Origin of the sequence: Micromonospora sp. NPDC050686, from assembly GCF_040654475.1 — a bacterium.
Classification (GTDB): Bacteria; Actinomycetota; Actinomycetes; order Mycobacteriales; family Micromonosporaceae; genus Micromonospora.
Map to the genome: position 1 here is coordinate 1 of NZ_JBFAID010000024.1, position 21593 is coordinate 21593.

General features: G+C 68.7%; 19 protein-coding genes. 10 read left to right on the forward strand and 9 right to left on the reverse strand.

What is annotated here, in order from left to right; all coding sequences use genetic code 11:
- The first annotated feature begins 570 nt into the window (after positions 1 to 570).
- The gene (locus AB0H57_RS17390; RefSeq protein ID WP_357507491.1) at positions 571 to 1164 is read left to right on the forward strand and encodes a hypothetical protein; all 594 of its coding nucleotides are present in this window, start codon (positions 571 to 573) and stop codon (positions 1162 to 1164) included.
- A 631-nt stretch (positions 1165 to 1795) separates the two neighbouring features.
- On the opposite strand, the gene AB0H57_RS17395 is transcribed toward AB0H57_RS17390, so the two are convergent.
- Both AB0H57_RS17395 and AB0H57_RS17400 read right to left on the reverse strand, forming a co-directional pair.
- Entirely contained in the window at positions 1796 to 4687 is a 2892-nt protein-coding gene (locus AB0H57_RS17395) for a M20/M25/M40 family metallo-hydrolase (protein ID WP_357507493.1), read from the reverse strand.
- A gap of 506 nt (positions 4688 to 5193) precedes the next feature.
- Positions 5194 to 6387, reverse strand: a complete 1194-nt coding sequence (locus tag AB0H57_RS17400; protein ID WP_357507495.1) for an ArgE/DapE family deacylase — start codon at positions 6385 to 6387, stop codon at positions 5194 to 5196.
- 254 nt (positions 6388 to 6641) lie between these two features.
- Between AB0H57_RS17400 and AB0H57_RS17405 the strand changes: the two genes are divergently transcribed.
- From AB0H57_RS17405 to AB0H57_RS17415, 3 genes are all read left to right on the forward strand, one after another.
- The gene (locus AB0H57_RS17405; protein WP_357507497.1) at positions 6642 to 7250 is read left to right on the forward strand and encodes a TetR family transcriptional regulator; all 609 of its coding nucleotides are present in this window, start codon (positions 6642 to 6644) and stop codon (positions 7248 to 7250) included.
- Between the two features lies 1 nt (position 7251).
- Positions 7252 to 8193, forward strand: coding sequence for a hypothetical protein (locus AB0H57_RS17410; RefSeq protein ID WP_357507499.1), 942 nt, complete (start codon positions 7252 to 7254; stop codon positions 8191 to 8193).
- A gap of 422 nt (positions 8194 to 8615) precedes the next feature.
- Positions 8616 to 9179: a dihydrofolate reductase family protein gene (locus AB0H57_RS17415; protein WP_357507501.1), complete on the forward strand. Its 564-nt coding sequence runs from the start codon at positions 8616 to 8618 to the stop codon at positions 9177 to 9179.
- A gap of 109 nt (positions 9180 to 9288) precedes the next feature.
- Here AB0H57_RS17415 and AB0H57_RS17420 read toward each other — a convergent pair whose 3' ends face one another.
- The gene (locus tag AB0H57_RS17420; RefSeq protein ID WP_357507632.1) at positions 9289 to 9579 is read right to left on the reverse strand and encodes a hypothetical protein; all 291 of its coding nucleotides are present in this window, start codon (positions 9577 to 9579) and stop codon (positions 9289 to 9291) included.
- A 411-nt stretch (positions 9580 to 9990) separates the two neighbouring features.
- Here AB0H57_RS17420 and AB0H57_RS17425 point away from each other — a divergent pair, with 411 nt between their 5' ends.
- Positions 9991 to 11013: a hypothetical protein gene (locus tag AB0H57_RS17425; protein ID WP_357507503.1), complete on the forward strand. Its 1023-nt coding sequence runs from the start codon at positions 9991 to 9993 to the stop codon at positions 11011 to 11013.
- 373 nt (positions 11014 to 11386) lie between these two features.
- Here the strand turns inward: AB0H57_RS17425 and AB0H57_RS17430 are convergent, their stop codons facing one another.
- Together AB0H57_RS17430 and AB0H57_RS17435 are read right to left on the reverse strand one after the other, a co-directional pair.
- Complete coding sequence (locus AB0H57_RS17430) at positions 11387 to 11776, reverse strand: OsmC family protein (protein WP_357507505.1); 390 nt, start codon at positions 11774 to 11776, stop codon at positions 11387 to 11389.
- Positions 11777 to 11929: 153 nt separating this feature from the next.
- On the reverse strand, positions 11930 to 12361 hold the full coding sequence (locus tag AB0H57_RS17435; protein ID WP_357507507.1) for a hypothetical protein: 432 nt from the start codon (positions 12359 to 12361) through the stop codon (positions 11930 to 11932).
- Between the two features lie 74 nt (positions 12362 to 12435).
- Here AB0H57_RS17435 and AB0H57_RS17440 point away from each other — a divergent pair, with 74 nt between their 5' ends.
- Entirely contained in the window at positions 12436 to 12975 is a 540-nt protein-coding gene (locus AB0H57_RS17440) for a TetR/AcrR family transcriptional regulator (protein ID WP_357507509.1), read from the forward strand.
- A 92-nt stretch (positions 12976 to 13067) separates the two neighbouring features.
- Here AB0H57_RS17440 and AB0H57_RS17445 read toward each other — a convergent pair whose 3' ends face one another.
- The 3 genes from AB0H57_RS17445 to AB0H57_RS17455 form a co-directional block, all read right to left on the reverse strand.
- Positions 13068 to 14573 carry an NAD(P)/FAD-dependent oxidoreductase gene (locus AB0H57_RS17445; RefSeq protein WP_357507511.1) on the reverse strand — a complete coding sequence of 502 codons (1506 nt, stop codon included), beginning with the start codon at positions 14571 to 14573 and terminating at the stop codon, positions 13068 to 13070.
- Between the two features lie 226 nt (positions 14574 to 14799).
- The gene (locus tag AB0H57_RS17450) at positions 14800 to 15774 is read right to left on the reverse strand and encodes an SIS domain-containing protein (protein WP_357507514.1); all 975 of its coding nucleotides are present in this window, start codon (positions 15772 to 15774) and stop codon (positions 14800 to 14802) included.
- Between the two features lie 10 nt (positions 15775 to 15784).
- Positions 15785 to 16882 carry a hypothetical protein gene (locus tag AB0H57_RS17455; protein ID WP_357507515.1) on the reverse strand — a complete coding sequence of 366 codons (1098 nt, stop codon included), beginning with the start codon at positions 16880 to 16882 and terminating at the stop codon, positions 15785 to 15787.
- Positions 16883 to 16997: 115 nt separating this feature from the next.
- On the opposite strand from AB0H57_RS17455, the gene AB0H57_RS17460 reads away from it, so the two are divergent.
- Genes AB0H57_RS17460 through AB0H57_RS17475 form a run of 4 tightly spaced genes read left to right on the forward strand, consistent with a single transcriptional unit; the run spans position 16998 to position 20855 of the window.
- Entirely contained in the window at positions 16998 to 18107 is a 1110-nt protein-coding gene (locus AB0H57_RS17460) for a spermidine/putrescine ABC transporter substrate-binding protein (protein ID WP_357507517.1), read from the forward strand.
- The gene (locus tag AB0H57_RS17465) at positions 18108 to 19031 is read left to right on the forward strand and encodes an ABC transporter permease (protein WP_357507519.1); all 924 of its coding nucleotides are present in this window, start codon (positions 18108 to 18110) and stop codon (positions 19029 to 19031) included.
- Complete coding sequence (locus tag AB0H57_RS17470; protein WP_357507521.1) at positions 19024 to 19794, forward strand: ABC transporter permease; 771 nt, start codon at positions 19024 to 19026, stop codon at positions 19792 to 19794. The genes AB0H57_RS17465 and AB0H57_RS17470 overlap by 8 nt, the downstream gene beginning before the upstream one ends.
- Positions 19791 to 20855 carry an ABC transporter ATP-binding protein gene (locus AB0H57_RS17475; protein WP_357507524.1) on the forward strand — a complete coding sequence of 355 codons (1065 nt, stop codon included), beginning with the start codon at positions 19791 to 19793 and terminating at the stop codon, positions 20853 to 20855. The genes AB0H57_RS17470 and AB0H57_RS17475 overlap by 4 nt, the downstream gene beginning before the upstream one ends.
- A gap of 30 nt (positions 20856 to 20885) precedes the next feature.
- On the opposite strand, the gene AB0H57_RS17480 is transcribed toward AB0H57_RS17475, so the two are convergent.
- Positions 20886 to 21536 (reverse strand): TetR/AcrR family transcriptional regulator, encoded by a 651-nt coding sequence (locus AB0H57_RS17480; protein ID WP_357507526.1) that lies wholly within the window; start codon positions 21534 to 21536, stop codon positions 20886 to 20888.
- Between the last annotated feature and the right edge of the window lie 57 nt (positions 21537 to 21593).

Sequence of the window (21593 nt, forward strand, 5' to 3'; positions counted from 1 at the left end):
TCGGCGGCTGACGGCCGGTAGCGGGGTCGCGGTTACTGCGCCTCCGGCGGGGGCACTCCGGCTCCAGGATGGCCGGGGCTTCGTCGGCGGCTTGCAGTCCGTGGGTGGTTGCGGTAGGCCATCCCGTCTGCCATCGATCCGGGCAAGCCGAGCAGACCACCGCCCGACCCGCCAGCGTCCGAACGAGCCGTCAAGGTCCGCTTGATGGCGTGGCGGGCCGGGCGGCGGCCCGCTCCCCAGGAGGGCGGGTCGAGGGCAGACGGGATGGCAACGGCGTTGATGCTTGGCCTCATGTCGGTGATACTCGATTCTTTCCCCATCGAGGCTCAACGAAGTTAGGGGGTCCGGCATATGCGTGTGCTCTGGGGTGGAGTGCCGAGTTGAGATGACCCGTGGGCCTGGTGGTGCATCTGATCAAGGTGGATGAGCAGGCACGGCGCTATCCCGAGTGCGGGAAGAGGACACGCCGGTCGAAGAGGCGGCGGGTGACCCGGCCTAGGGATCTACCGGTGGCGGGGCGAATGGCGCGGCGGCGTTGGTATATGTGCGCTGGCGCCGTTGGAGGGTGCAGTGAATAGGAAGATTTTGGGGGCTACGGGTGTTGTGGCGGCATTGATCGTCCTGTCTGCGACCCTTGCTATGACGGCCTGTGGAGGATCTAGGGCCGATGTCGAGGAAATGCTGCCGGCCTTGGGTGCTCCTCAGACCGAGGATGATCGCATCCCGGAAGGCATTGACCTTGATGCCCTCGGTGGTGTGCGGCCGGAAACCGTGCGGCGTCTTGGTGCCGATGACACGGCGGAGTACTGGGTTGGGCGAGAAGGGTCGTCGAGAGTGTGCCTGATACTTCACATCCCTGGCGGGGCCGAGGTGACGGCAGCCACGTGTCGTTCCATCACAGACTTCTACGAGAAGGGGCTCGCACTTGAAGCCGGTGGGAATCGGGGTGATCGTGAGCCCTCGGCACAGGCGTACCTTCTGCCCATCGACGTAGATACAGCAAAACTGAGTCCGGTGCTGACCAGGGTTCCATCGGCAAGTGACAGTATCGAAACGAATCTGCTGTCGCTGCAATCACAAGATGCCTCTTCGCTGCAGCCCACTGACCTGCAGCGAAAAAGCGGGAAGGTCTTCGGCTTCACACCACTTGGGGGACGAAGATGAGAGAGACAAGAGCGAGCTGGGCGAGGCGAAGGGTGCGTACGGGAGGCTATGCCAAGTGACAGGACATCGGCCGGTCGCGGCTGAGTGACCAACTGGGTGACGACAAACACGAGCAAGGCCGGACGTCCGTGGACTCTGGCGGACCGTCCGGGCAGCGCAACTCCGCTGCTCGCACAGCTCATTGACGGCTGATGGTTCTTTCACACCGAAGAGGTCACTGGTTCGATCCCAGATTCGCCCACGCAGGTCAAAGGCCACTTCCCGGGTTCGGGAGGTGGCCTTTCTGCTGTCGTGCGGACATCGAGGTCGGCCAGGAGTGTGGCGTCGGACGCCTGGGTCTTGGTGTCGCGGTGCAGGAGCTGCCCGGGCACGCGTCGCAGTTTTCGGCCGACGGTCAGCTCTCCGGCGTTGAGGTCGATGTCCTCCCAGGTGAGCCCGAGCCCTTCAGTGCCCAACCCAAAGGAACAGCCACGCCCAATGGCGCACAACAGAGTGGAACCACTACCGACGGCAATGGTTCCACTCCGTTGTCAAGGTGCCTCGCACCCCGGCGGCCCCTGACCCCGAGTCGAGGCATCCTGCCACCGCGCATGCCCTCTCGTGCGCGCGCTGAACTTCCGGTTCACACGCGTCACATGATGGAGATCGACCGCACCTGGGTGTTGCCCTTGGTGTCGACGTATACCTTGTGATCGCCGACGGCGTAAGTGCCAGCAGCGTTGTTGTCGATGGTGAACGTGGCCGTCACCGGAGACTCGCTGCCGTCGATATGGGTCTGCTTCACCGTGATGGTCAACTCGTTCGTGTTGCCCTCCAGCTTCTTCACCACCGCCGACGGCTTCGCATCGACGACCGCGTTGGCGACTGTCACGTAGACCGCGTCGGGTGAAGAGAACTCCGCGTTCTTCTGCCCATCACCGAACACGAAGAAGCCCCGTTGTTCGATGGCGCCGCGCCCGGGGAACGGATTCGGGTTTGAGGCCAGGTACGTCGGATTGACCGTGTACAGGTCCGTCTTGGAATCGGCGAGGATGGCCTGCACCCCGGTGTACGGTGCATCGGTGAGCGCGAGGTTGACCGACAGGTAGATGGCGTCGGGGTTGTTGGCCGAGATGCGCGAGGAGAAGTACTTGTCTGCGCTCTGCCCCGCAGGAACGGCCAGCGGCACAACCTCGTCGCCGACGAGAATGTTGAACTGGAAGTCGCCGTAGCCACCGGCGACGAACTTCGCCCAAGCCGCGTCCGACATGTAGTCGGGGCGCTCCACCTTGAACTCCAGACGCATCGGCGCCACGTACGTGGTGTTCAGGTACTCGGTGTCGGTCAGGGGCAGGTAGACCCCTCCTGGCGCGTGCCCCAGTGCGAAAGCCGACGCCGTCGGGGTCGAGTTGCCGCGCCCGTTCCACATCGGGATGTTGAACGAGGTGGCGCCGAGCAGGGCCTGGCTGCCCAACTGGCTCGTGCCGACAGCGGCTGACGCGTCCTTGTAGGTTCCGATCGTGACGTCGAGCAGGTCGAGGTCCGCCCGGTCGGCGTTCAGCCCCGGGATGTTTGCCGACATGAACTTGGCACCGGCGGGCCCGGAGTACCGGGCCATCTCCAGCATGCCATCGGCCATGATCTTGGTCATCTGCACTGCCGAGTCGACCTTCATCCGCTCGTTGGCCGTGTGCCACCAGCGCTCGTTACCGGGAATGACGGCGCCGAAGGCGGTCATCTTGTTGCGGAAGCTGCTGGCCAGGGTGCCACCGGTCGTGCCCTGCGGATACACCACGTCCCTGAGGGAATACGGATCCGCGAACTCCTTCGGGTCGCGGTCGATCGAGGCTTGGTAGCTGCCGAACTGAAGAGCCGTCAGCGGGTTGTCGTGAGTGACGTACAACCCGGCGCCGACGGGCGAGCCGAGGGTGCCGATGGTGAACCCCTTCGCCTGCAAAGCGGCCGTGACCGCCGCCGTCGCCTGGCCGGAGTCAGCCGCGGTGACGTGCATGCTGCGCACATACATCGGCATGCTGAGGCTGCCGGAGGCGTCCGTGTAAAAGCTCGTCGGGGTCTCTGAATTGATGCCGCCCATGAGGGCGAAGGTCAGGTTCGGGGTGCCGTTGCTCGGGTTGCGTAACAGGTTCGCCGGGATGCCCATGTACTTGCCGATATATGCTTCGCCTTCGACACCGTCCCGGAAGAACAGGTCGGCGATGCCGTCGGCAGCCTTCTTCAATTGCATGTCGGCGGTCGTGATGCCCAATTCGCCGAGCCCCTTGGAGAGGAGAAACATTCCCCACACGACGGCATTCTTGCCGTACTGCGGGGTCGGCATCTCCATCGCCACGTCAGTGTTGATCTCCAGCGTGAGCGAGTCGCCGGTGATCGTGGTCTGCACCTTGGGCGTCGTGCGGGGAGCAGCCGGGAGCCAACCCTTCGTGGTCGCGGCAGCGGCGATCGCCGACACGAATCGGTCGCGCTCGGCGGAGCCGGCACCCGCCACGTCGAGGGTGAAGATGGCCCGCGAGGCGATCTGCGTGGTGCTGCCGTAGGCGATGTCCTTGAGCGTCGGGTCGCCTTCGCGCAGGGTGACGCCGGCTTTGGCATCCGTCAGCCGGAAGGCCTTGGTGCTGTCCGCGGACAAGCTCATCGACACCGACGGGGTCACCGATCCGGAGTTGCCGACGATGACCGGGAACCGCGAGTCGGAGGTGTAGGCCGCAATCGGGATCTCTTCCCGGTTGAGGTTCTTGTAGGCCCAGTTGTCGTAGAAGCTCGGGTTCGAGTTGTACGGGATGGACTGGAAGGTGGCGGTGTTCGTCGTCGAGGGCGTTCCGGGACCGCCGTCTTCGTAGATTCCCATGACGATGCGGATGCGTCGGTCGAGGGGCAACCCCGCCTCGAGCAGCGCCTTGGCCGCGAGCAGCGTCGCCAGCGTCGGGCCGCTGTCGTCCTGGATGCCCGCCCCGTAGACCCAGCCGTCCTGGACATAGGGCGAGTGGTACGCACCAGGAGTGCCGAGGTTGCCATCGGCGTCCCGCCAGCGCGCCAGCTGGGCTGACGAAACGGAAGCCGTCGGCGAGTCGAGGTGGCTCAACGCCATGACCATCTCTGGGGCGTCCGGGTCACCGATCTCCGCGTAGACGTACTTGTCGGGTTGGCGTTGGACGACCACCGGGAAACCCAGGTCGGTGGCCAGCTTGACCACCCAGGCGAGCTTGGCGACCTTGCGGTCGTACTCGTTCTGGTTGGCCGCGGTGTTGCTGACCGGGAAGGGGTACGCCGTCGCGGCCGTGCCGCCTCGGGAGATGGAGTCGTAGCTCGACCCGTCCAGCATCGCCCCGACCAGAGTGAGCGGGTCGTAGGTGCCGTCCCCCGCCCGCGCGCTGTTGACGCGTCCAGCCAACGCCTCGACTTCCGCGTGGATCGCGTCGCGCTCGGCGTCGGTCACCGACAGATCGTAGGTGACACCCGGCTGGAAGCGCTCCTCGCCGAGGCTGGTCGCGGACGCGTCAGTCGCTACACCCGTGGACAGGAGCAATGACATGCCGAGTGTCAGTGCAAGAGGTTTCTTCCGCATTACCGTGATCTCCCTGAATGGTCAGGCCCAAACGTCGGATGAATTCCGTACGCGAGACCCTTTCAGGCTTTTTCCAGCCTGTCAATGGACGTCAAGGGCAAGAAATGCCGCGTAAAGATTGGGGCACTCCACTCCGAGCGCGGATAGTGCCACCCGGCCTTCGGAGCGTGATCCGAGTTTGCCCTATGGTGCGTTCATCACCACAATTCGAACTAGGGCAGGTTCAGCGCCGCTAGTGGCTAGATCGATGAAATCCTCTAGCACCGCCTTGGCCTCCAGCGACCCCCGACGGCTTTCGCCGCATGGGCGGCGTCGTTGAGGGTCGCCTGTAGCGAGGGTGCCAGCGCGCGGTCGATCTCGACGGTGCTACGACTTCGATCCGAACGCTTGGTCGTAATGAACCACTGCCCATGCGCCGTGTGGCCGGACCATGCCCACTCCTTCGTGCAGGGCGCGCAGCGAGTGGTTCAGGCGCAGTGCGTCGCGGCGAGCCTGGCCAGTGTCGCGCTGGCCGCGCTCACCTCGGAGATCGGCACGTACTCGTCGGGGGCGTGGGCTAGCTCGATCGCGCCGGGTCCGTACTGGACGGTCGGGATGCCAGCGGCCGCGAGCAGGCGCAGGTCGCTGCCGTACGGCGCACCCCACTGTTCCGGGGTCACGCCGGTCGCGGCGACGAGCGCGTCGGTCAGCGCGGGGTTGGGGTTGCGGGCGGGCACGAACTGGCCGCCCCACCACTCGACCGTCACCGGGTGCTCGGCCAGCCACGGGTCGGCGGCGCAGGCTGCGGCGACGGCCGCCTCCAGGGCCGCCTTCGCCTGCTGCGGGGTTTCGTCGAGAGCGACGCCGTAGCGGCCCTCGGCGACCAGTTCGCCCGGCACCGACGACGACCAGTCGCCGGCGTGCACGGTGCCGATCTCCAGGGCGTACGGCGTGTCCCAGGCGCGCATCAGCGGGTCGACGTCGCGGTTGCGATCGGCCTCCAGCTCGCGCAGCGCGGCGAAGACGGGCAGGAACTTCTCGACCGCGCTGACGCCGCCGGTACGGCGGGCCGCGTGCGTCGACGAGCCGGTGACCCGTAGCCGGAACGTCAACGCCCCGGCGTTGGCGGGCACCACCGCGAGGCCCGTCGGCTCGGGGATGACACAGGCATCGGCCCGCCAACCACGCTCCAGCAGCCCGTACGTGCCGACGCCGCCGTCCTCCTCGCCGACCACGCAGGCGACCAGCACGTCGCCGCGCGGCCTGGCCCGCTTCAGCTCACGGACCGCGAGCAGCGCGGCGACCAGGCCGCCCTTCATGTCGCACGCGCCCCGGCCGTAGACGCGGTCGCCCTCGACGCGGCCGGAGAACGGGTCGTCGGCCCAGGCCGACAGGTTGCCCGGCGGCACCACGTCGACGTGCCCGTTGAACATCAGCGACTGGCCACCGCCGGTGCCGGGCAGCCGCCCGACCAGCCCGTACGCCCGGTCGCGCGGCACCTCCATGCCGGGGAAGGCGGGCAGGGCGGTCAGCTTCGCCAGCGGCAGCTCCCAGAGGTCGACCTCCAGGCCCTCGTCGCGCATCCAGTCGGCAAGCATCGTCTGGATGCCCGCCTCCTGCGCTGTTCCGCCCACGCTCGGCACCCGGACCAGCTCGGACAGCAGTTCGGTCAGCTCGTTCACGACGGCGAGTGTTCCAGATCGAGCGAGGCCGCCTTGGCGACACTGCGGGTGATCGTCGAACCAGGCGGCCACCACGTCATGGGTCAACCCGTGCCGCAAATGCACCAGCGTGGCCGACAGTCGATCCCTGAACGCGAACCGGTGCTTCCTGCCGGCGCCGGTCCCACGGCGACGCGTCCAGACGGCGGTGAACACATGACCCTCGAATTCCATACCGGGTTTGATTTTGTACTCGGTCCGGCTATTCTCTCCTCGTGGCGGGGCTTCGTGAACGCAAGAAGGAACAGACGAGGCAGCGGATCGCGGCTGTCGCGTTGAGGCTGTTCACCGAACGCGGTTTCGATGCGGTGACCGTCAGCGAGATCGCCGAGGCAGCCGAGGTGGCCAAGGCCACCCTCTTCACGTACTTCCCCAGCAAGGAATCGCTCGCGCTCGAGGGCGTGGGACAGGATGACCTGGCAGGGATCGTTGCCCGGCGGCCGACAGGGCAGTCTCCTTTACAAGCGCTGCGGGCCCACTACCAGGCGTTCATGGCCGGGCAGATGGCGGCGATGGACCGGGACGCAGTGATCGCCCGAATGCGCCTGATCTTCGGCAGCCCCGCGCTCAGCGGAGCCGCGAACACCCTGCTCTACCAACAGCGGCGAACTCTGGCCAGCGTGCTGGCCGAGGAACACGGGGCGACCCGAGCTGCGCTGATGGCGGCTCAGATCGCCGCGACCCTGCTCACCCTCCAGGAGTCCTTCTTCCACCTCCTGGTCAGCGGTGCATCACCCGCGAAGGCGGTGCGCGCCCTGGCCGAGGACACCGAGTTCGCCTTCGACCTGCTGGAACACGGCATCGAACACGTGAAAGGGCAGTGACGTGCGAGCACGCGGCATCAACTACGACACCGGCTTCCTCCCCGGAAATGATCTCTCCCGCAAGACCTTCACCCCCGAGACGGTCCAGCACGAGATGGCGGTGATCTCCGGCGATCTGCACTGCGACGCCGTACGCATCTCCGGCCGCGACCCCGAACGGCTGAGCGCCGCCGCTCGATACGCCGCGGCCGCCGGCCTCGAAGTGTGGTTCGCCCCCTTCCCCGTCGACCTTCCCGCCGATCAACTGATGCCGTTCTTCACCGACTGCGCAATACGGGCCGAAGCCGTACGGCGAGACGGTGCCGAGGTTGTTTTCGTCGCCGGTTGTGAGATCAGCGCCTTCTGCGCTGGCTTCATCCCAGGTGCCACCTACGGCGACCGACTCCAGTCCATGGCGACTGCCGACATGCAGTGGTGGACCTCCCTTGGCCCGATGCAGGAGCGTCTCAACGACTTCCTCGCCCAAGCCGCCAAAACGGTCCACGCCAACTTCGGCGGGCGCGTCACCTACGCCTCAGCCCCCTGGGAGGTCGTCGACTGGCGCCCGTTCGACATCATCGGTATCGACGCTTACCGAGCCGCCTACAACGCCGACACCTTCCGATCCGAACTGCGTGGGCACCTCGCACACGGCAAGCCCGTCGCGGTGACCGAGTACGGAACCTGTGCATACCGCGGCGCGGGTGAACGCGGCGGCTCGGCCTGGCAGGTGCCGCAAGACGCCGTGCCGGACGAGGATGAGCAGGTGCGCTACCTCACCGAGTTACTGGACATCTTCGAGGAAGAAGGGGTGGACACCGCGCTCTGGTTCACCTTCGCCGGTTACAGCAGGCCGGGAAACCAAGATGTCGGCTCTTACGGCGTGGTGCGGATGCTCGACGAGACCCGCTGGGAACCGAAGAAGGTGTTCCATGCGATGGCGGTCAGAAACCAACGCGGCTGACGCGCCAAGGCGGGTGCCACTAGTTGATCTTCGTCTGCGGTTGGCCGAGTGCGGGCATGGTGATAGCCCGGTGCATGGCCGGGTCCCTCCCGCGGTTCACGGTCAGACCTGTGACGGTGCTGATGCCAAGCCTGAATGGATCGGTTTCTAGCACAGCTCCAGGTCCACTCGGGCCTGTCGCTGGGCATGCCATCCTCGATGCCGGTCAAGACGCCCGGTCAGCGACAGAAGCGGATACCTCTGGCGCGCGCCGACCCAGCCGACGATCCCGTGGAACTTTCTGTCGGGATGGCGTCGGATCCGGGCCGAGTCGTTCGTAGAACGGGCGAGAGGCGGACGTCTGCCCCACCCGTGATGCTCAACCAGCTAGCAGGCGGGGGCGACATCCCAAGCGGGTCCTACGCGCACCTGGAGGTAGAGGCATGGCAAAGCTGATCTACGTAACTAATGTGTCGCTTGACGGCTATATCGAGGACGAAAGTGGAGTCTTCGCCTGGTTCCCGCCCGACGACGAAGTATTCACGTTCACCACCAACCTCCTGCGGTCCGTGGGTACTTTCCTTTACGGGCGACGCCTGTATGAATCGATGGCTGTCTGGGAAACCGACGCTGCTCTAGCCGCGCAGTCCGGCCTCATGGCTGACTTCGCGAGCACCTGGCAAGCGGCGAACAAGGTCGTCTACTCCACGACTCTCACCGCGGTGTCAACGGCCGCCACCAGCTTGGAGCGCCGTTTCGACCCCGCCGTCGTACACCAGCTGAAGGCCACGGCCGGCAGGGACATCACCATCGGAGGCGCCAACCTGGCAGCGCAAGCCATGCGGGCTGGACTGGTTGACGAATGCCAGTTGTTCGTCTGGCCCACAGCCGTCGGAGGCGGCAAGCCGGGGCTGCCTACCGGCGTGCGCGCCGACTTCGCGCTCCTCGACGAGCGCCGATTCAAAAACGGCGTCCTTCACCTCCGTTACCGCACTCTCGGCCACTAACCAGGGTTACCACTCTGATCTGGGCGCTGCATCGGAGGTCCATCGCATGACCGAGTTAACCCTTCTCGCCTCGGATGACTGGCACATCAGCGTCGCGGACCGTGGGGCGTCATCCGTCCGTGTCGGGCATGCTCAAGGCCCGGCGGTACTTGCCGTCCTTGATGGAGCGCAGCTCGCCGGTGGCGATCTTCATCTTGACCTTGGAGATGCCGAAGCCGAGCAGGACGGCGACCTCGGCGGGGAGTACCAGCGCGGGGTGATGTCTCGGCTCGTGCGGCGGCTCCGGGGGAGGGGTGGCCGCCGGTGGCCAGCCCCGCCCCCGGGTGCCGGTCCGTGCCGGGCGAGGTTGGGTCAACTGCGCCACTGCGGCGGTGTCCGCCGGGGGCGCGGTCCGTGACACGAGAGCCGACTCACTGTGTCCCGGCAGCGCCCGTGCGCGCGTCAAGGCCCGCTTGAGGTGGCGGGCTGGCTGGCGGCCCGCTCCCCGGAGGACGGGGTCGACGGGCCCGCTGGCGTAACACGTCCGACGAACCGTCACCGAGTCGCCGCGAAGCGGCGGGGCAACCTCCTCCTTGGACAGGCGGATGTATCCGATCCAGCAGGCGTAACAGCTGATCAGCGGCTTGATTGGAGGAGGAGAAACCCCCACGCTGAGCCGTAGCTGCATCGTTGCTGTGCGTCAGCTGACCCCGCGGAGCGGCGCACCGTCTCAACTGCACAAGCAGTGGCAGGAGACGAGCCCCACCAGCAAGACCGCAAGGCGCGCCGGCACCGGCAAACGAACACGTCAGCACGACGAAGGGAACAGCACATGCGGATCCGCAACATCCTGATCGGCAGCATCGCGGCTACGGCGACGATCGTCCTCAGCGCCACCGCCGCCTCGGCATCGGTCAACATCGACCCGAGCACAGGCGCCGGCTTCATCGGCAAGGGCGACGTCCAGAACGCCCTCGGCTACAACAACGCAGCGCTCCAGAAGGCCGTCGACAGCAAGAGCCTCGCGTTCACCTACAAGCAGCCGACGTCCCAGTCGCTGTCGCAGGACGTCACCCAGGCCGGCTCGCAGATCGGCTCGCAGACCGGCATCCAGTCCGGAACGCAGACCGGCACCCAGGTCGCCATGCAGGCCATATCGCAGGATCTGACCTGCACGTACACCAACGGCAACGGCACCAAGACGTTCCGCCGCGACGGTGTGCGCAGCGGCGACCGCACCAGCACCCGGACCGCCTCGCACGTCGGCACCCGTGAGGTGACCCGGGACACCTCCCGTGCCGGCACCCGGACCGGCAGCCGTACCGGCATCCTCGCCGGCAGCGTCAGCTACAACCTCGACGTCGACGCCCGCAAGGCCAACCAGTACAACGGCTTCATCGTCAACGGCTGGAAGGGAGACCCGTCCTACGAGGTCGGCGACACAAGCTGGAATTCCCCGACCTCGTTCGACGACTGGTCGTTCGGCGACTGGTCGTTCGGCGACTGGTCGTTCGGTTCCTGGTCGTTCGGCGACTGGTCGTTCGGCGACTACCAGTTCGAGCCCGTGGACAACGTGCTGTGGGGCGAGTGGGACGCGGCTCCGGGCGAGAACCCGGCCGACTGCCTTCGCAACCCCAACGCCGACAAGATCACAGCCCTCAGCAACATCATCACGCCTGGTGCGATCACCGACGGCCCCGTCACGGACGGCACCATCATCAACCAGGCGATCACGCCCGACCTCGTCACCGGCGGCACGATCACCGAGGGTGCGACCACGTACGGCAACATCCAGACCGGCGTAAGGACCCCTGCCGGCCCGGTTCAGCTGTTCGTCAACGGCAAGGCTCTCTGAGCCACCCGCACCGCAGCAGCAGCCCCCGGCCCCACTCGGTGGTCGGGGGCTGCCCCATGCGGATTCAAAGCGCTGGGCGGAGAGGCACGGGTCTGTGGGGCACACAGGGGGCACAAGACACTGTCAAACGTCGTCGACCAGTGACCAGTCGTGCGAACCTCGGACGTCGTGTGAGCAGGCGTCCGGATTCCGCCCCGCGACCGACCGTAGCTTCTTGCTCACGGGGTGCGGCGGGCGGTGCGGGTATTGCCTGTCGCCGCGCCCTCTCAACTGCGGAAGCCGACAGGGGACTTGCACGGCCGGGCGATTTTCGTGGCGTGCCAGCGGTTGAGCACGGGTTGGAAGATCGGCTCCGGCATGGCCGGCCAGCTCGTCAGCCTCGCTGTACCGTGGCTCCGGCCCGGATCGCGCGCGGAATCTCGGCCACCTCGTCGACACGATCCATGAGCCGGCCCAGTTCCTCGGCGGGCGCGGGGGAGCGCAGCTCGACCCGGTACGTGATGCCGGTGGACGCCCAGGTCTCCGTGTTGAAGTCTCCCGAGGCCGTCACCCGTACCCCGTCGATGCGGACGCCTAGGTCGCGTGCCTCCCGATATACGTCGTTGAGGACGCAGCCGGCCGCGGCCAGGTGCAAGAGGTGCGCCCCGGTGAAGTCAGATTCGACAGTGACACCTTCGGGCGTCCACCGATGGGGGAACCGAACCGCGTCGGCGGCGCTCGATCTGAACGAGCCGGCGCTGACGACCACTCCGAACTGATCCACTGGCCCGCCCTGTCCGCTCGTGCCGCACTGGACTGAAGCATTGTGCCTGGGCGCGCCGGTTCACACCAGGTACCCGGCGCGCCGGTGTCGCGTAGCGCTCGGTTCGCGGACATATCCGTCGAACTGAGGACCGATGAGGTGTCGTCGGATGGGTCAGGGCGTGGCATGTGCGGTCGACCAGGCGGTCCAGCCTCTGCTGAGCGCATATGCGGCCAGCAGGATGAGTGTGATCGCGCCGTCGGCGATCAGCGCCGCGCCGGCGCCGTCGGTCCCGCTGCCGAACGACAGGGCGGCCAGGGTCAGGGCGAGCTTGTTGAGGATGGTGAGCTCCCAGATCCCGGCGTAGAGCCGGGGGCGGTAGGCCAGCAGCAGGAACACGCCCGCGAAGACACCGAAGCCGAGCATGCGCCAGGTCTCGACCATCCGGGTGGCCGGGCCGGCTTCCCCGACGGCGCCCACCGCCCCCGCTGCCGCGGCGACCGCGCCGACGGCGGCGAGGGCGAGGAGGGTCCGCGCGACGCGGTCACGGCTCCGCGGGGAGCCGTGACCGGTCTCGACGTGAGGGGTCAGGGTACGAGCGGGCATCGGCGCCACCTTCTTCCTAACGGTGTTAGGGTGCTAACCTAACACCGTTAGGCTCGTCGCGGGAGGCGGCACGGATGGTTTCCTACGCACTGAGTCGGCTCACGCCGCGAGCCCGGGAGATCGTGCAGACCGCGCGCCAACTCCTTGAGCGGGACGGCCCTGACGCGCTGTCGATGCGTCGCCTCGCTGCCCAGCTCGGGATCCGCGCCTCCTCGATCTATGAGCACCTCCGCGACAAGCAGGAACTGGAGGCGGCACTGATCTCGGTCGGCTTCGAGGAACAGGCCGAGCTGTTCGCGCAGGCGGTCCGTCGATCCGATGCCCCGATCGCGGCCCTCGCCGCCGCATACCGGGACTTCGCGCGCCGCCAGCCGAACCTCTACCGGCTGATGACCGAGCGGCCCCTGCGCCGCGACCTGCTCGCCTCCGGCGTCGAGGAGGCGGCCGCGATGCCGCTCCTCGACGCCGTCGGCGGTGACCGTGACCGCGCGCGGGCCATCTGGGCCTTCGCCCACGGCATGGCCATCCTCGAGCTGAACCAACGCTTCCCACCCGGCGCCGATCTCGACGCCGCCTGGCGCGAGGGCATCGAGGCGTTCCACGGCGCGAGCTGAGCGACGTCCGCTGCGGGGCAGCGTGGTCGGGGACGGCTCGGTCGGGGCCGGTGGCTGCCGTGGCGCCACCGGCCACGCCGGGAAGCGGCTGGTTACGGGCCGGCGACCTCCTTGGCGGCGCGCTCGCCGGACTCGACCGCACCGTTGAGATAGCCGAAGTACTCGATGGAGGTGTGCTCACCGGCGAAGTGGACGTTCCCCTCGCGGACGCCCTCAATGCCGAAGAAGCGGGTGTATTGTCCCGGCTTCTGGGCCGAGTAGGCGCCCTTCGACCAGGGGTTGAGCGGCCACGCGTCGCGGTAGGCCCTGCCGTTGTACGCGGCGGTGATGCCCGGATAGATGGGCTCCAACTGGTTCAGGAACGACGTGACCTGCGCGGCGGGCGCGGCGCCGAATGCCGCCCCGGTCCACGCCGTCGTCTGGCTGCCACCCGGGAACTCGCAGAGCACGCCGGTGCTGGTCGGCTGGTTGACCGTGTCGTCCCAGGCGCACTGGAACCCGGCGACGTTGGTGTAGGTGGACCCGCCGTAGCCCTGCGTCACCCAGGGTCGGCCGGTGAACTGGAGGTGGATCTTCGCGTTGCTGCCCAGGTCGAACTCGTTGACGGAGCGCATCTTCACCGTCGAGAACCCGGCCTTGGACAGGTCGCATTCGCGCAGCGTGGTGAACGGCAGGGCGAGGATCACCTTGTCGGAGGTGACGTCGGTGTACGTGTTGCCGGCCCGGAAGGTGCAGGTGACCGAGCCGTTGGCGTTGGCCTTGACCGCCACCAGCTTGCGGTCCAGCGTCACGGTGCCGGCCGGCAGTTGGCCGGCCATGCCGGTCAGCAACTGGTCGTTGCCGCCGATGATCGTGTACTTCTCGTCGCCCCCGGTGAGCGGTGCCAACGAGTTCGGCCCGTTCCAGCCGAGCAGGTAGATCAGGTTGAGCGCCGACTGCTGGTCCGGGTCGAGGCCGTATTCGGCGACGACGTTGCTCTGCATGAGCTTGGCGAACCGGCTGGAGAGGCCGCCGGGGACGTTCGCCGCCAGCCACTGGTTGACGGTCTGGTTGTCCAGCGCCAGGCCGGCCGGCGTGTGGTTGGCGTACGTCTGTGGGTACGGCGCCGACTGCTGGGCGGCCTTGAATGCCTGATAGACCTGACCCCAGTCGGCGTTCGCGGCGCTGTAGGGGTAGTCCGCGCCGTCGATCCAGTACCGGTCGCCGCCGGGCGGCTGATTGCCGCCGTTCGCGTTGCGCAGGCTGAGCCCGAGGCTGTTCGCCAGGTTGCGGATCGTGTTGTGTTCGGTGTTGATGAAGGCGCCGCCGTGCTCGACGACCACCCCGTCGTCGAAGAAGCCCCGCAGGCTGTAGCAGCGGCCGCCGATGCGGGAACTGCCCTCGTAGACCGCGGCCCGGATGCCCTTGACCTTGTACAGCCAGTGGGCGGCACGGATGCCGGCGAGTCCCGCTCCCACGATGGTGACCGACGGTGGGGCAGTGGGGGCGGCGGCCGCCGCAGCCGGCCGGGGCAGGCCGGCCGCCGAGGCGACGGCGGTGGCGCCGACGGCAGCGGCGCCGCCGAGCAGCTTGCGGCGGGACAGACCCGCGGCGTGCATGTCGATCACTTCGTCGACCGGGATTCCGGTCCGTTCGGCTTCGGCGTGCGCGGCGAGTGTGGCACGCAGGCGAGTGGTGAGTGCTGTCCGACCCCTGGCTCCCATGGCTGACCTCCGGTCGCGAACGCCTGACCTGGCGTGCCCGCAATTTAAAGCCGGATTCAGTTAGGCAGTCAAGACCTTCGCTGGCCTGTTGCGAAGCGGCCGGGCGAAGTTGATCTAGGATTCAGGGCTGACTCCACCAGCAGGCGGCGACGAGTTCGGCGACCAGTGTCTCGGTGAGCAGCCGTACGCCCGGGTCGTCGTCGCCGTGGTAGCGGACCGTCGCCGCGGCGCCCGCGACCTCCGCGCCGACGGCCAGCACGGTCGACTCCCGCTGGCGCAGCCAGTCCAACGCCGGCGCGTCGTACCGGGAGCCGGGGAAGAGCAGGGCCCGGTAGTCGAGCGTCTTGGTGAGGTAGACATCGACGTGCGACCAGTCGCCGGTCTCGCACCCGTCGGCGGGCCGGCGCGGGCCCTCACGGAGCATCAACGCCGACTGCATCGCCGACGACAGCCGCTCGGCCGGCGCGAGGGCGTACACGCCGTGCGGGCCGTCCAGGAGTTCGGCGGTGGCCGGCAGCCACCGGTCCCGGCGGGTCAGCAGGTCCTCCGTGGCGTCGGCGGCGCGCCGGGCGAGCCGGGCGGTATCCGGCCCGGTGCCCGTGCCGGACCGCCGGGCGGCCAGCCGGGCGGCGAGGTCGAGCACCAGCACCAGGGTGTGCTGGAAGCTCCGGCACGCCACCCCGCCCGCCTCGACCCCGGCGTGCATCGGGACGACGAGGTCGGCGATGTCCGCCAGCGGCGAGTCCGGCACGTTCGTGAGGGCGACGAGCCGGCCCGAGCCCTGGTAGCGGCGGGCGGTGTCGAGGGTTTCCAGGCTGCTCCCGCTGGCGGAGATGGCGACCACCAGGGTGCTCGGGCCCGGCGGGTACGACGTGTCGGCCGAGGCGTACTCGGCCATCGCATCGACACCCGCGGCGCGCAGCCGCCGCGCGGCGACCCCGGCGGCGTAGCGCGAGCTGCCCATGCCGAGCAGCAGCACCCGCTCGACCCGGTCGGGCAGCCCGGACCACCCGTCGTCGGTGGCGAGCGCCGCGGCCAGGCGGCGCAGCGACGGGGGCTTGGCCTCCAGGTCGGCCAGGAACAGGCGCGGATCCACGGGCGCTCCTCTAGTCGTACCAGTGGCGCAGCACGCCCATCGGGGCGTACCGCCAGCGGGGCAGGAAACGGGCGGCGTAGCACAACTCGCGGCACTCCTGCTCGACCTCGAACGGCCGCAGCAACCGCTCGTCGAACAGGTGGGTCAGGCCGCGCTCGTCCAGCGTGCGGAGGTAGGCGGCGAGCAACTCGTCGGTCGCCCGCCGACCCCAGTCGGTCACGGCCGGCCGGTGTCGGCCGTCGGTACGCCGGTCGGCGATCTGCCCGACGTGCAGCAGGCTGGTGCGCAGCTGCGCCACGTCCCGCGCGGCGGGCTCGGTGAGGACGACACCGTCGGGCGTCGCCAGCGTCGGATTGCCGTCGAAGTCCGTCACCGCCAGCCCGCCCCGCCACCGCAGGACCTGCCCGACGTGTAGGTCGCCGTGCGGCGGGATCACGTACGTCCGGTCCACCGCGCGGGACCGCTCGATGTCCGCGGCGAGCCGGGGCAGCCGTGCCGCGAGCCAGTGCGCGTCCTCGTCGTCGGCGGCGGCGACGAGCCGGTGTGCGTCGTCGAGGACGGCCAAGCCGTCGGCCGCCCAGTCACGCCGGCCCACCGCGACCGGTGCTGAGATGGTCTCGGACGGCGTGGCCAGGGCACAGTGCAGCTCTGCCGCCAGCACGCCGAGGTCGCCGGCCAGTTCGGCCGGCGGTCCGCCGTCGAGCTGGTCGATCAGGGCGTCGACGCACCAGTCCCACCCGTCGGCGGCGTCCGGCAGGAAGCCGGTCACCACCGCCGCGAGACCGGTGTCCGGCCCGTCGTGATAGACGGCCGCGTACGGCGTCGGGGTGCGGGTGAAGCCCGCGGCCGCCAGGTGCGCCAGCAGGTCCGGGGCGCGGTCGGGTGATCCACCGCCGGTCGCCGGCCGCATCCACTTAACGACCACGCGCTCGCCCACCACGACCGAGGTGTTCGTCTGGTCGACCGTGATCAGTCGCTCCCCGAGGGGACACCGGGGCAGCGGAACGAAGCGGCGCACCCGCAGGCCGGTCAGGGCGCGGCGGTTGGCGAGGGCGTCAACGAGCGCGGCGGAGGCTCCGGGCGGGACCCGGGGTTCTGTTGAATCCAAATTCAGGTTCCGACGTAAAAACTCAGCGGGAAAAGGCGGCATGAGTCTTGCGCATGTTGACCTGCGTTGCAACACTCCGGTGCACTGTCTCGACTCCCGACAGGAGTGCCGAGTGTTGCCGTTCAAACCTGCCCGGCGTACCGCCGCACCGGTGGCTCTCGCCGCCAGCCTCGTGCTCGCCCTTGCGGCGTGCGGCGGCGGCGCCGACACCGCCGGCGCCGCGAGCGCCGACAGCCTCGACCCGAACGCCGACCTGAGCAAGCAGCGGCTCACGGTCTCGAACTGGGACGGCTACATGCCGGAGGACCTTCCCGCGAAGTTCAAGGCGGCGAAGGGCCCGGCGGTCACCGTCACCAAACACGCCACCAACGAAGAGATCATGGCGAAGCTGACCGCCGGCGCGGACAGCGGCATCGACGTCGCGTTCGTCTCCGGGCAGTTCGCCCAGGCGCTCGCCGAACAGGGTCTGATCGAGCCGATTCACGCCGATCTCGTGCCCAACCTCAAGAACCTCTACCCGGAGGCCGGGCAGCTGGCCTACGACAAGGGCAACCGGTTCTCCGTGCCGTACACCTGGGGCACCACCGGCCTGTGCTACCGCACGGACCTGACCGGCTACACCCCCGACAGCTGGCAGGACCTGCTCGCGCCGAAGCCGCAGCTGGCCAAGAAGGTGACCATGATGGCCACCGAGCGGTGGCTCATGCTCCCGGCGCAGAAGACGCTCGGGTTCTCGGCGAACACCACCGACGCGGAGCAGCTGGAGCAGGTGAAGCAGAAGCTGATCGAGGCGAAGAAGACGCTGCTGGCCTACGACGACACCACGTTCGGCGATCGGCTCAAGTCGGGCGAGGCCGCGCTGGTCGAGGCGTGGGACGGCTGGTGCCCCACCGACGACCCGAAGATCAAGTTCGTGGTGCCCAAGGAGGGCAGCGACCTCTGGGTAGACACCATGGTCATCCTCAAGACGTCGAAGAACAAGGAGGCGGCCCACGCCTTCGTCAACTACATCCTCGACCCGGCCAACCACTCCTGGGCCGCCGAGAACATCCTCTACAAGGTGCCGAACGCCGCCGCCATGGCCAACCTCGACGCCAAGCTGCTGGAAACCCACCCGCAGCTGAAGATGACCCCGGCCGAACTGCTCAAGGGCGAGGTTCCGGTCGACCTGGGTGAGGCCGCCCCGGCGTACACCCGGATCGCGACCGAGGTGTCGGCCGGCTAGATGAGCTCTACTCTCACCCCTCGGCGTGCCGCCCGTGCGAACGTCAGTGCGCACGGGCGGCACGCCCCCCACCGGGAACGACTCGTCGCGCGACTGGCCACCCTCGGACCCGGGATCGGCTACCTGGCCGTCTTCATGCTCGTGCCGCTCGCGCTCGTGCTCAGCTACACGCTGTTCCACCGGGGCCGCTTCGGCGGGATCGTCTACGAGGCATCGACGGAGAACTTCACGCGGGTCGCCGACGGGCTCTACCTCGGCGTCATCTGGACGTCCATGAAACTCGCCGGGCTCACCACGCTGCTGGCGCTGCTGCTCGGCTACCCCACCGCGTACCTCATCGCCCGGCTGCCCCGCACCTGGCGCACGGTCGCGTTGGTGCTCGTGGTGCTGCCGTTCTGGACCAACTTCCTGATCCGCACCTACGCCTGGATCATCCTGCTCAACAGCGAAGGCGTGATCAACCGGGGGCTAACCGGGGCCGGGATCATCGACCGGCCGCTGGAGCTGCTCTACACCCCCGGCGCGGTCGTCGGCGGCCTGCTCTACGCCTACCTGCCCCTGATGGTCCTGCCGCTGTACTCGGCGATCGAACGCCTCGACCCGCAACTGCGCGAGGCGTCGGCGAACCTGGGCGCCCGGCCGGCCCGTACCTTCTGGTCGGTGACCCTGCCGCTCACCCTGCCCGGGGTGCTGACCGGCTGCGTCTTCGTGTTCGTGCCCAGCCTCGGCAACTTCGTCATCCCCGAACTGCTCGGTGGCGGCCGGACGGTGATGGTCGGCAACCTCATCCGCGACCAGTTCCTGAAGGCCCGGGACTGGCCGTTCGGATCCACCCTCGCCCTCGTCGTGATCGCCCTGCTGGTGCTGCTGCTCATGGCTCAGGCGTGGGCGACCCGGCGACTGGCAGGTGGCGACCGTGCGTAGATTCAGCTGGCTCTACCTGCCCGCCGGCCTGACGTACCTCTTCCTCTACCTGCCGATCGTGGTCCTCGTGGTCATGTCCTTCAACGCCGCCGACACCCCGTACCGGTGGGACGGCTTCGACACCGCCTGGTACGGGCGGCTCTTCGCCGACCGGGCGGTCCGGGAAGGTCTGCTCAACACGCTGGTCGTCGCGGCCGGCGCGACCGCCCTGTCCACGGTGCTCGGCACCCTGCTCGCCGTCGGCCTCGCCCGGCACACCCGGTCGAGACTGCTCGACGCGATCGCGGTGGCGCCGGCCGTGCTGCCCGACATCGTGCTGGCCATCGGCCTGCTCGCCTTCTACACCGCGGTTCAGTTCACGCTCGGGCTGCACTCGATCCTGCTGGCGCACACGGTGTTCGGCACGGCCTTCGTCGCCGCCGTGGTACGCACCCGGCTGGCCCACGTCGACGGGTCGCTGGAGGAGGCGTCCCGCGACCTGGGGGCCACCGCGCCGCAGACCTTCGTCCGGATCACCCTCCCGTCGCTCGCCCCGGGCATCGTCGCCGGCGCGCTGCTGGCCTTCTCGCTCTCCATCGACGAGTTCGTCATCGCCTTCTTCACCGCCGGGCCGCAGGATCCGACGCTGCCGATCGTCATCTACTCGATGGTGCGGTTCGGCGTCACCCCCGAGATCAACGCGCTGGCCACGCTGCTGCTGGCGGTCAGCTTCACGTTCGTCATCGCGGCCCAGCGCCTGTCCCGCCTCACGGAGTCCCTATGAGCCAGCCCCGCACCGGCGAACCCCTGGTCAGCATCCGGTCGGTCAGCCGCCGCTTCGGCGACGTCGAAGCCTTGCAGCAGGTCAGCCTGGAGATCCGCCAGGGCGAGTTCTTCGCCCTGCTGGGCCCCAGCGGCTGCGGCAAGACGACGCTGCTGCGGATCCTTGCCGGCTTCGAGCAGCCGGACAGCGGGTCGGTCACCCTCGACGGCGCCGACCTGCTCGCCGTCGCGCCGCACCGGCGACCCGTCAACCTGATGTTCCAGTCCTACGCGCTGTTCCCGCACCTGAGCGTGGCCAAGAACATCGCGTACGGCCTCGAACGCGAGCGGCGGCCGAGGAACGAGATTCGCGAGCGGGTGGACGAGGTCCTCGCCACCGTCGGCCTCACCGGCCTGGCCCGACGCCGGCCGCACCAGCTCTCCGGCGGCCAGCGGCAGCGGGTCGCGCTGGCCCGGGCGATCGTGAAGCGACCGCGCCTGCTGCTGCTCGACGAGCCCCTGTCGGCACTGGACAAGAAGGTCCGCGCCGAGATGCAACTGGAGCTCAAGCGGTTGCAGCACGAGGTGGGCATCACCTTCGTGGTCGTCACGCACGACCAGGAGGAGGCGATGTCACTCGCCGACCGGATCGCGGTGCTGAACGAGGGCCGGGTACGCCAGGTCGACGCGCCGGTGCCGCTGTACGAACGGCCGGGCGACCTGTTCGTGGCGGACTTCATCGGGGCCAACAACCTGATCACCGGCGTGCTCACCTCGGACGGCCTACGGGTGCCCGACGTCGGCGTGCTGCCCTGCCCCGCCGCCCCCGACCGCGTCGGGGCCACGGCGACGCTGGCGGTCCGCCCCGAGCGGGTCCGGCTGGGTGCCGACGGCGGGTTGGCCGGGGTCGTCCGCGACGTGACCTTCTTCGGCGGGACCACGCGGGTCGCGGTGGAGGTCCCCGGGCTCGACCGGCCGCTGCTGGCCACGGTCGCCGGCGCGACCGCGGTGGCGCTCGGGGACGAGACGCGGGTGGACTGGCCGGGCGCCGACGTCGTGCTGCTCGACGGGCCTGACCGCTGAGCGCCCCGACGTGCCCGGTCCGCTGCCGCTTCAGGTCGTGGGTTTGCGAGCGCGTGGGGGTTTGGCCGGCTCCACCGGCACGTCCAGCGGGTTGCCGGTGACCAGCCGGGCGTACGACAGGATCAGCTCGACCGCCTCGGCGGCGTGCAGGGTCGGGTGCCGGGCGACGATCCGGTAGCCGTACGCGTCCTCGAGTGCCACCAGGTTACGGGCGATGGTCTGGGAGTCGGCCGCGAGGGTGAACACGCCCTGGGCCGCGCCGAGTTCGAGGATCGTCTGGTACATGGAGACCTGCCGGTCGTAGAGCGTGGTCAGCAGGGCGGCGTAGACGCGGTTGCGGCCGGCCGCCCCGCCCAGCTCACAGAGCAGGCGCACGTCGGCGTCCTCGGCGTCGGTGGGCAGCCCGGAGCGGATGGTCAGCACCAGTCTCCGCACCGGGTCGGCGACGTCGGCGATCGTCTTCACCCGCAGCTCGTAGAAGCGCTCCATGCCGGCGTGGTGCGCCTCCAGCAACAGGTCCCGCAGGTCGGGGTAGTGGTAGAGCACCGCTCCGGAGGTCAGGCCCGCCTGTTCGGCCACCTGGTTGAGCAGCACCGTGTCCGTCCCGTGCTGGACCATGGCGCGGCGGGCGGCCTCGATCAGGTCCTGGCGGCGCTCGACACGGGACTTACGGGATTTCATACGGCACCGATCCGAGGTACGACGTCAACACTCTCTCGAACACCATAGTGCCTGCGT

What these genes read in the sequence shown, in the direction of transcription:
- AB0H57_RS17415 (WP_357507501.1), top strand. Translation starts at nt 8,616, where the DNA reads ATGGCAAAGCTGATCTACGTAACTAATGTGTCGCTTGACGGCTATATC.
- AB0H57_RS17425 (WP_357507503.1), top strand. Translation starts at nt 9,991, where the DNA reads ATGCGGATCCGCAACATCCTGATCGGCAGCATCGCGGCTACGGCGACG.
- AB0H57_RS17435 (WP_357507507.1), bottom strand. Translation starts at nt 12,361, where the DNA reads ATGCCCGCTCGTACCCTGACCCCTCACGTCGAGACCGGTCACGGCTCC.
- AB0H57_RS17440 (WP_357507509.1), top strand. Translation starts at nt 12,436, where the DNA reads ATGGTTTCCTACGCACTGAGTCGGCTCACGCCGCGAGCCCGGGAGATC.
- AB0H57_RS17445 (WP_357507511.1), bottom strand. Translation starts at nt 14,573, where the DNA reads ATGCACGCCGCGGGTCTGTCCCGCCGCAAGCTGCTCGGCGGCGCCGCT.
- AB0H57_RS17465 (WP_357507519.1), top strand. Translation starts at nt 18,108, where the DNA reads ATGAGCTCTACTCTCACCCCTCGGCGTGCCGCCCGTGCGAACGTCAGT.
- AB0H57_RS17475 (WP_357507524.1), top strand. Translation starts at nt 19,791, where the DNA reads ATGAGCCAGCCCCGCACCGGCGAACCCCTGGTCAGCATCCGGTCGGTC.
- AB0H57_RS17480 (WP_357507526.1), bottom strand. Translation starts at nt 21,536, where the DNA reads ATGAAATCCCGTAAGTCCCGTGTCGAGCGCCGCCAGGACCTGATCGAG.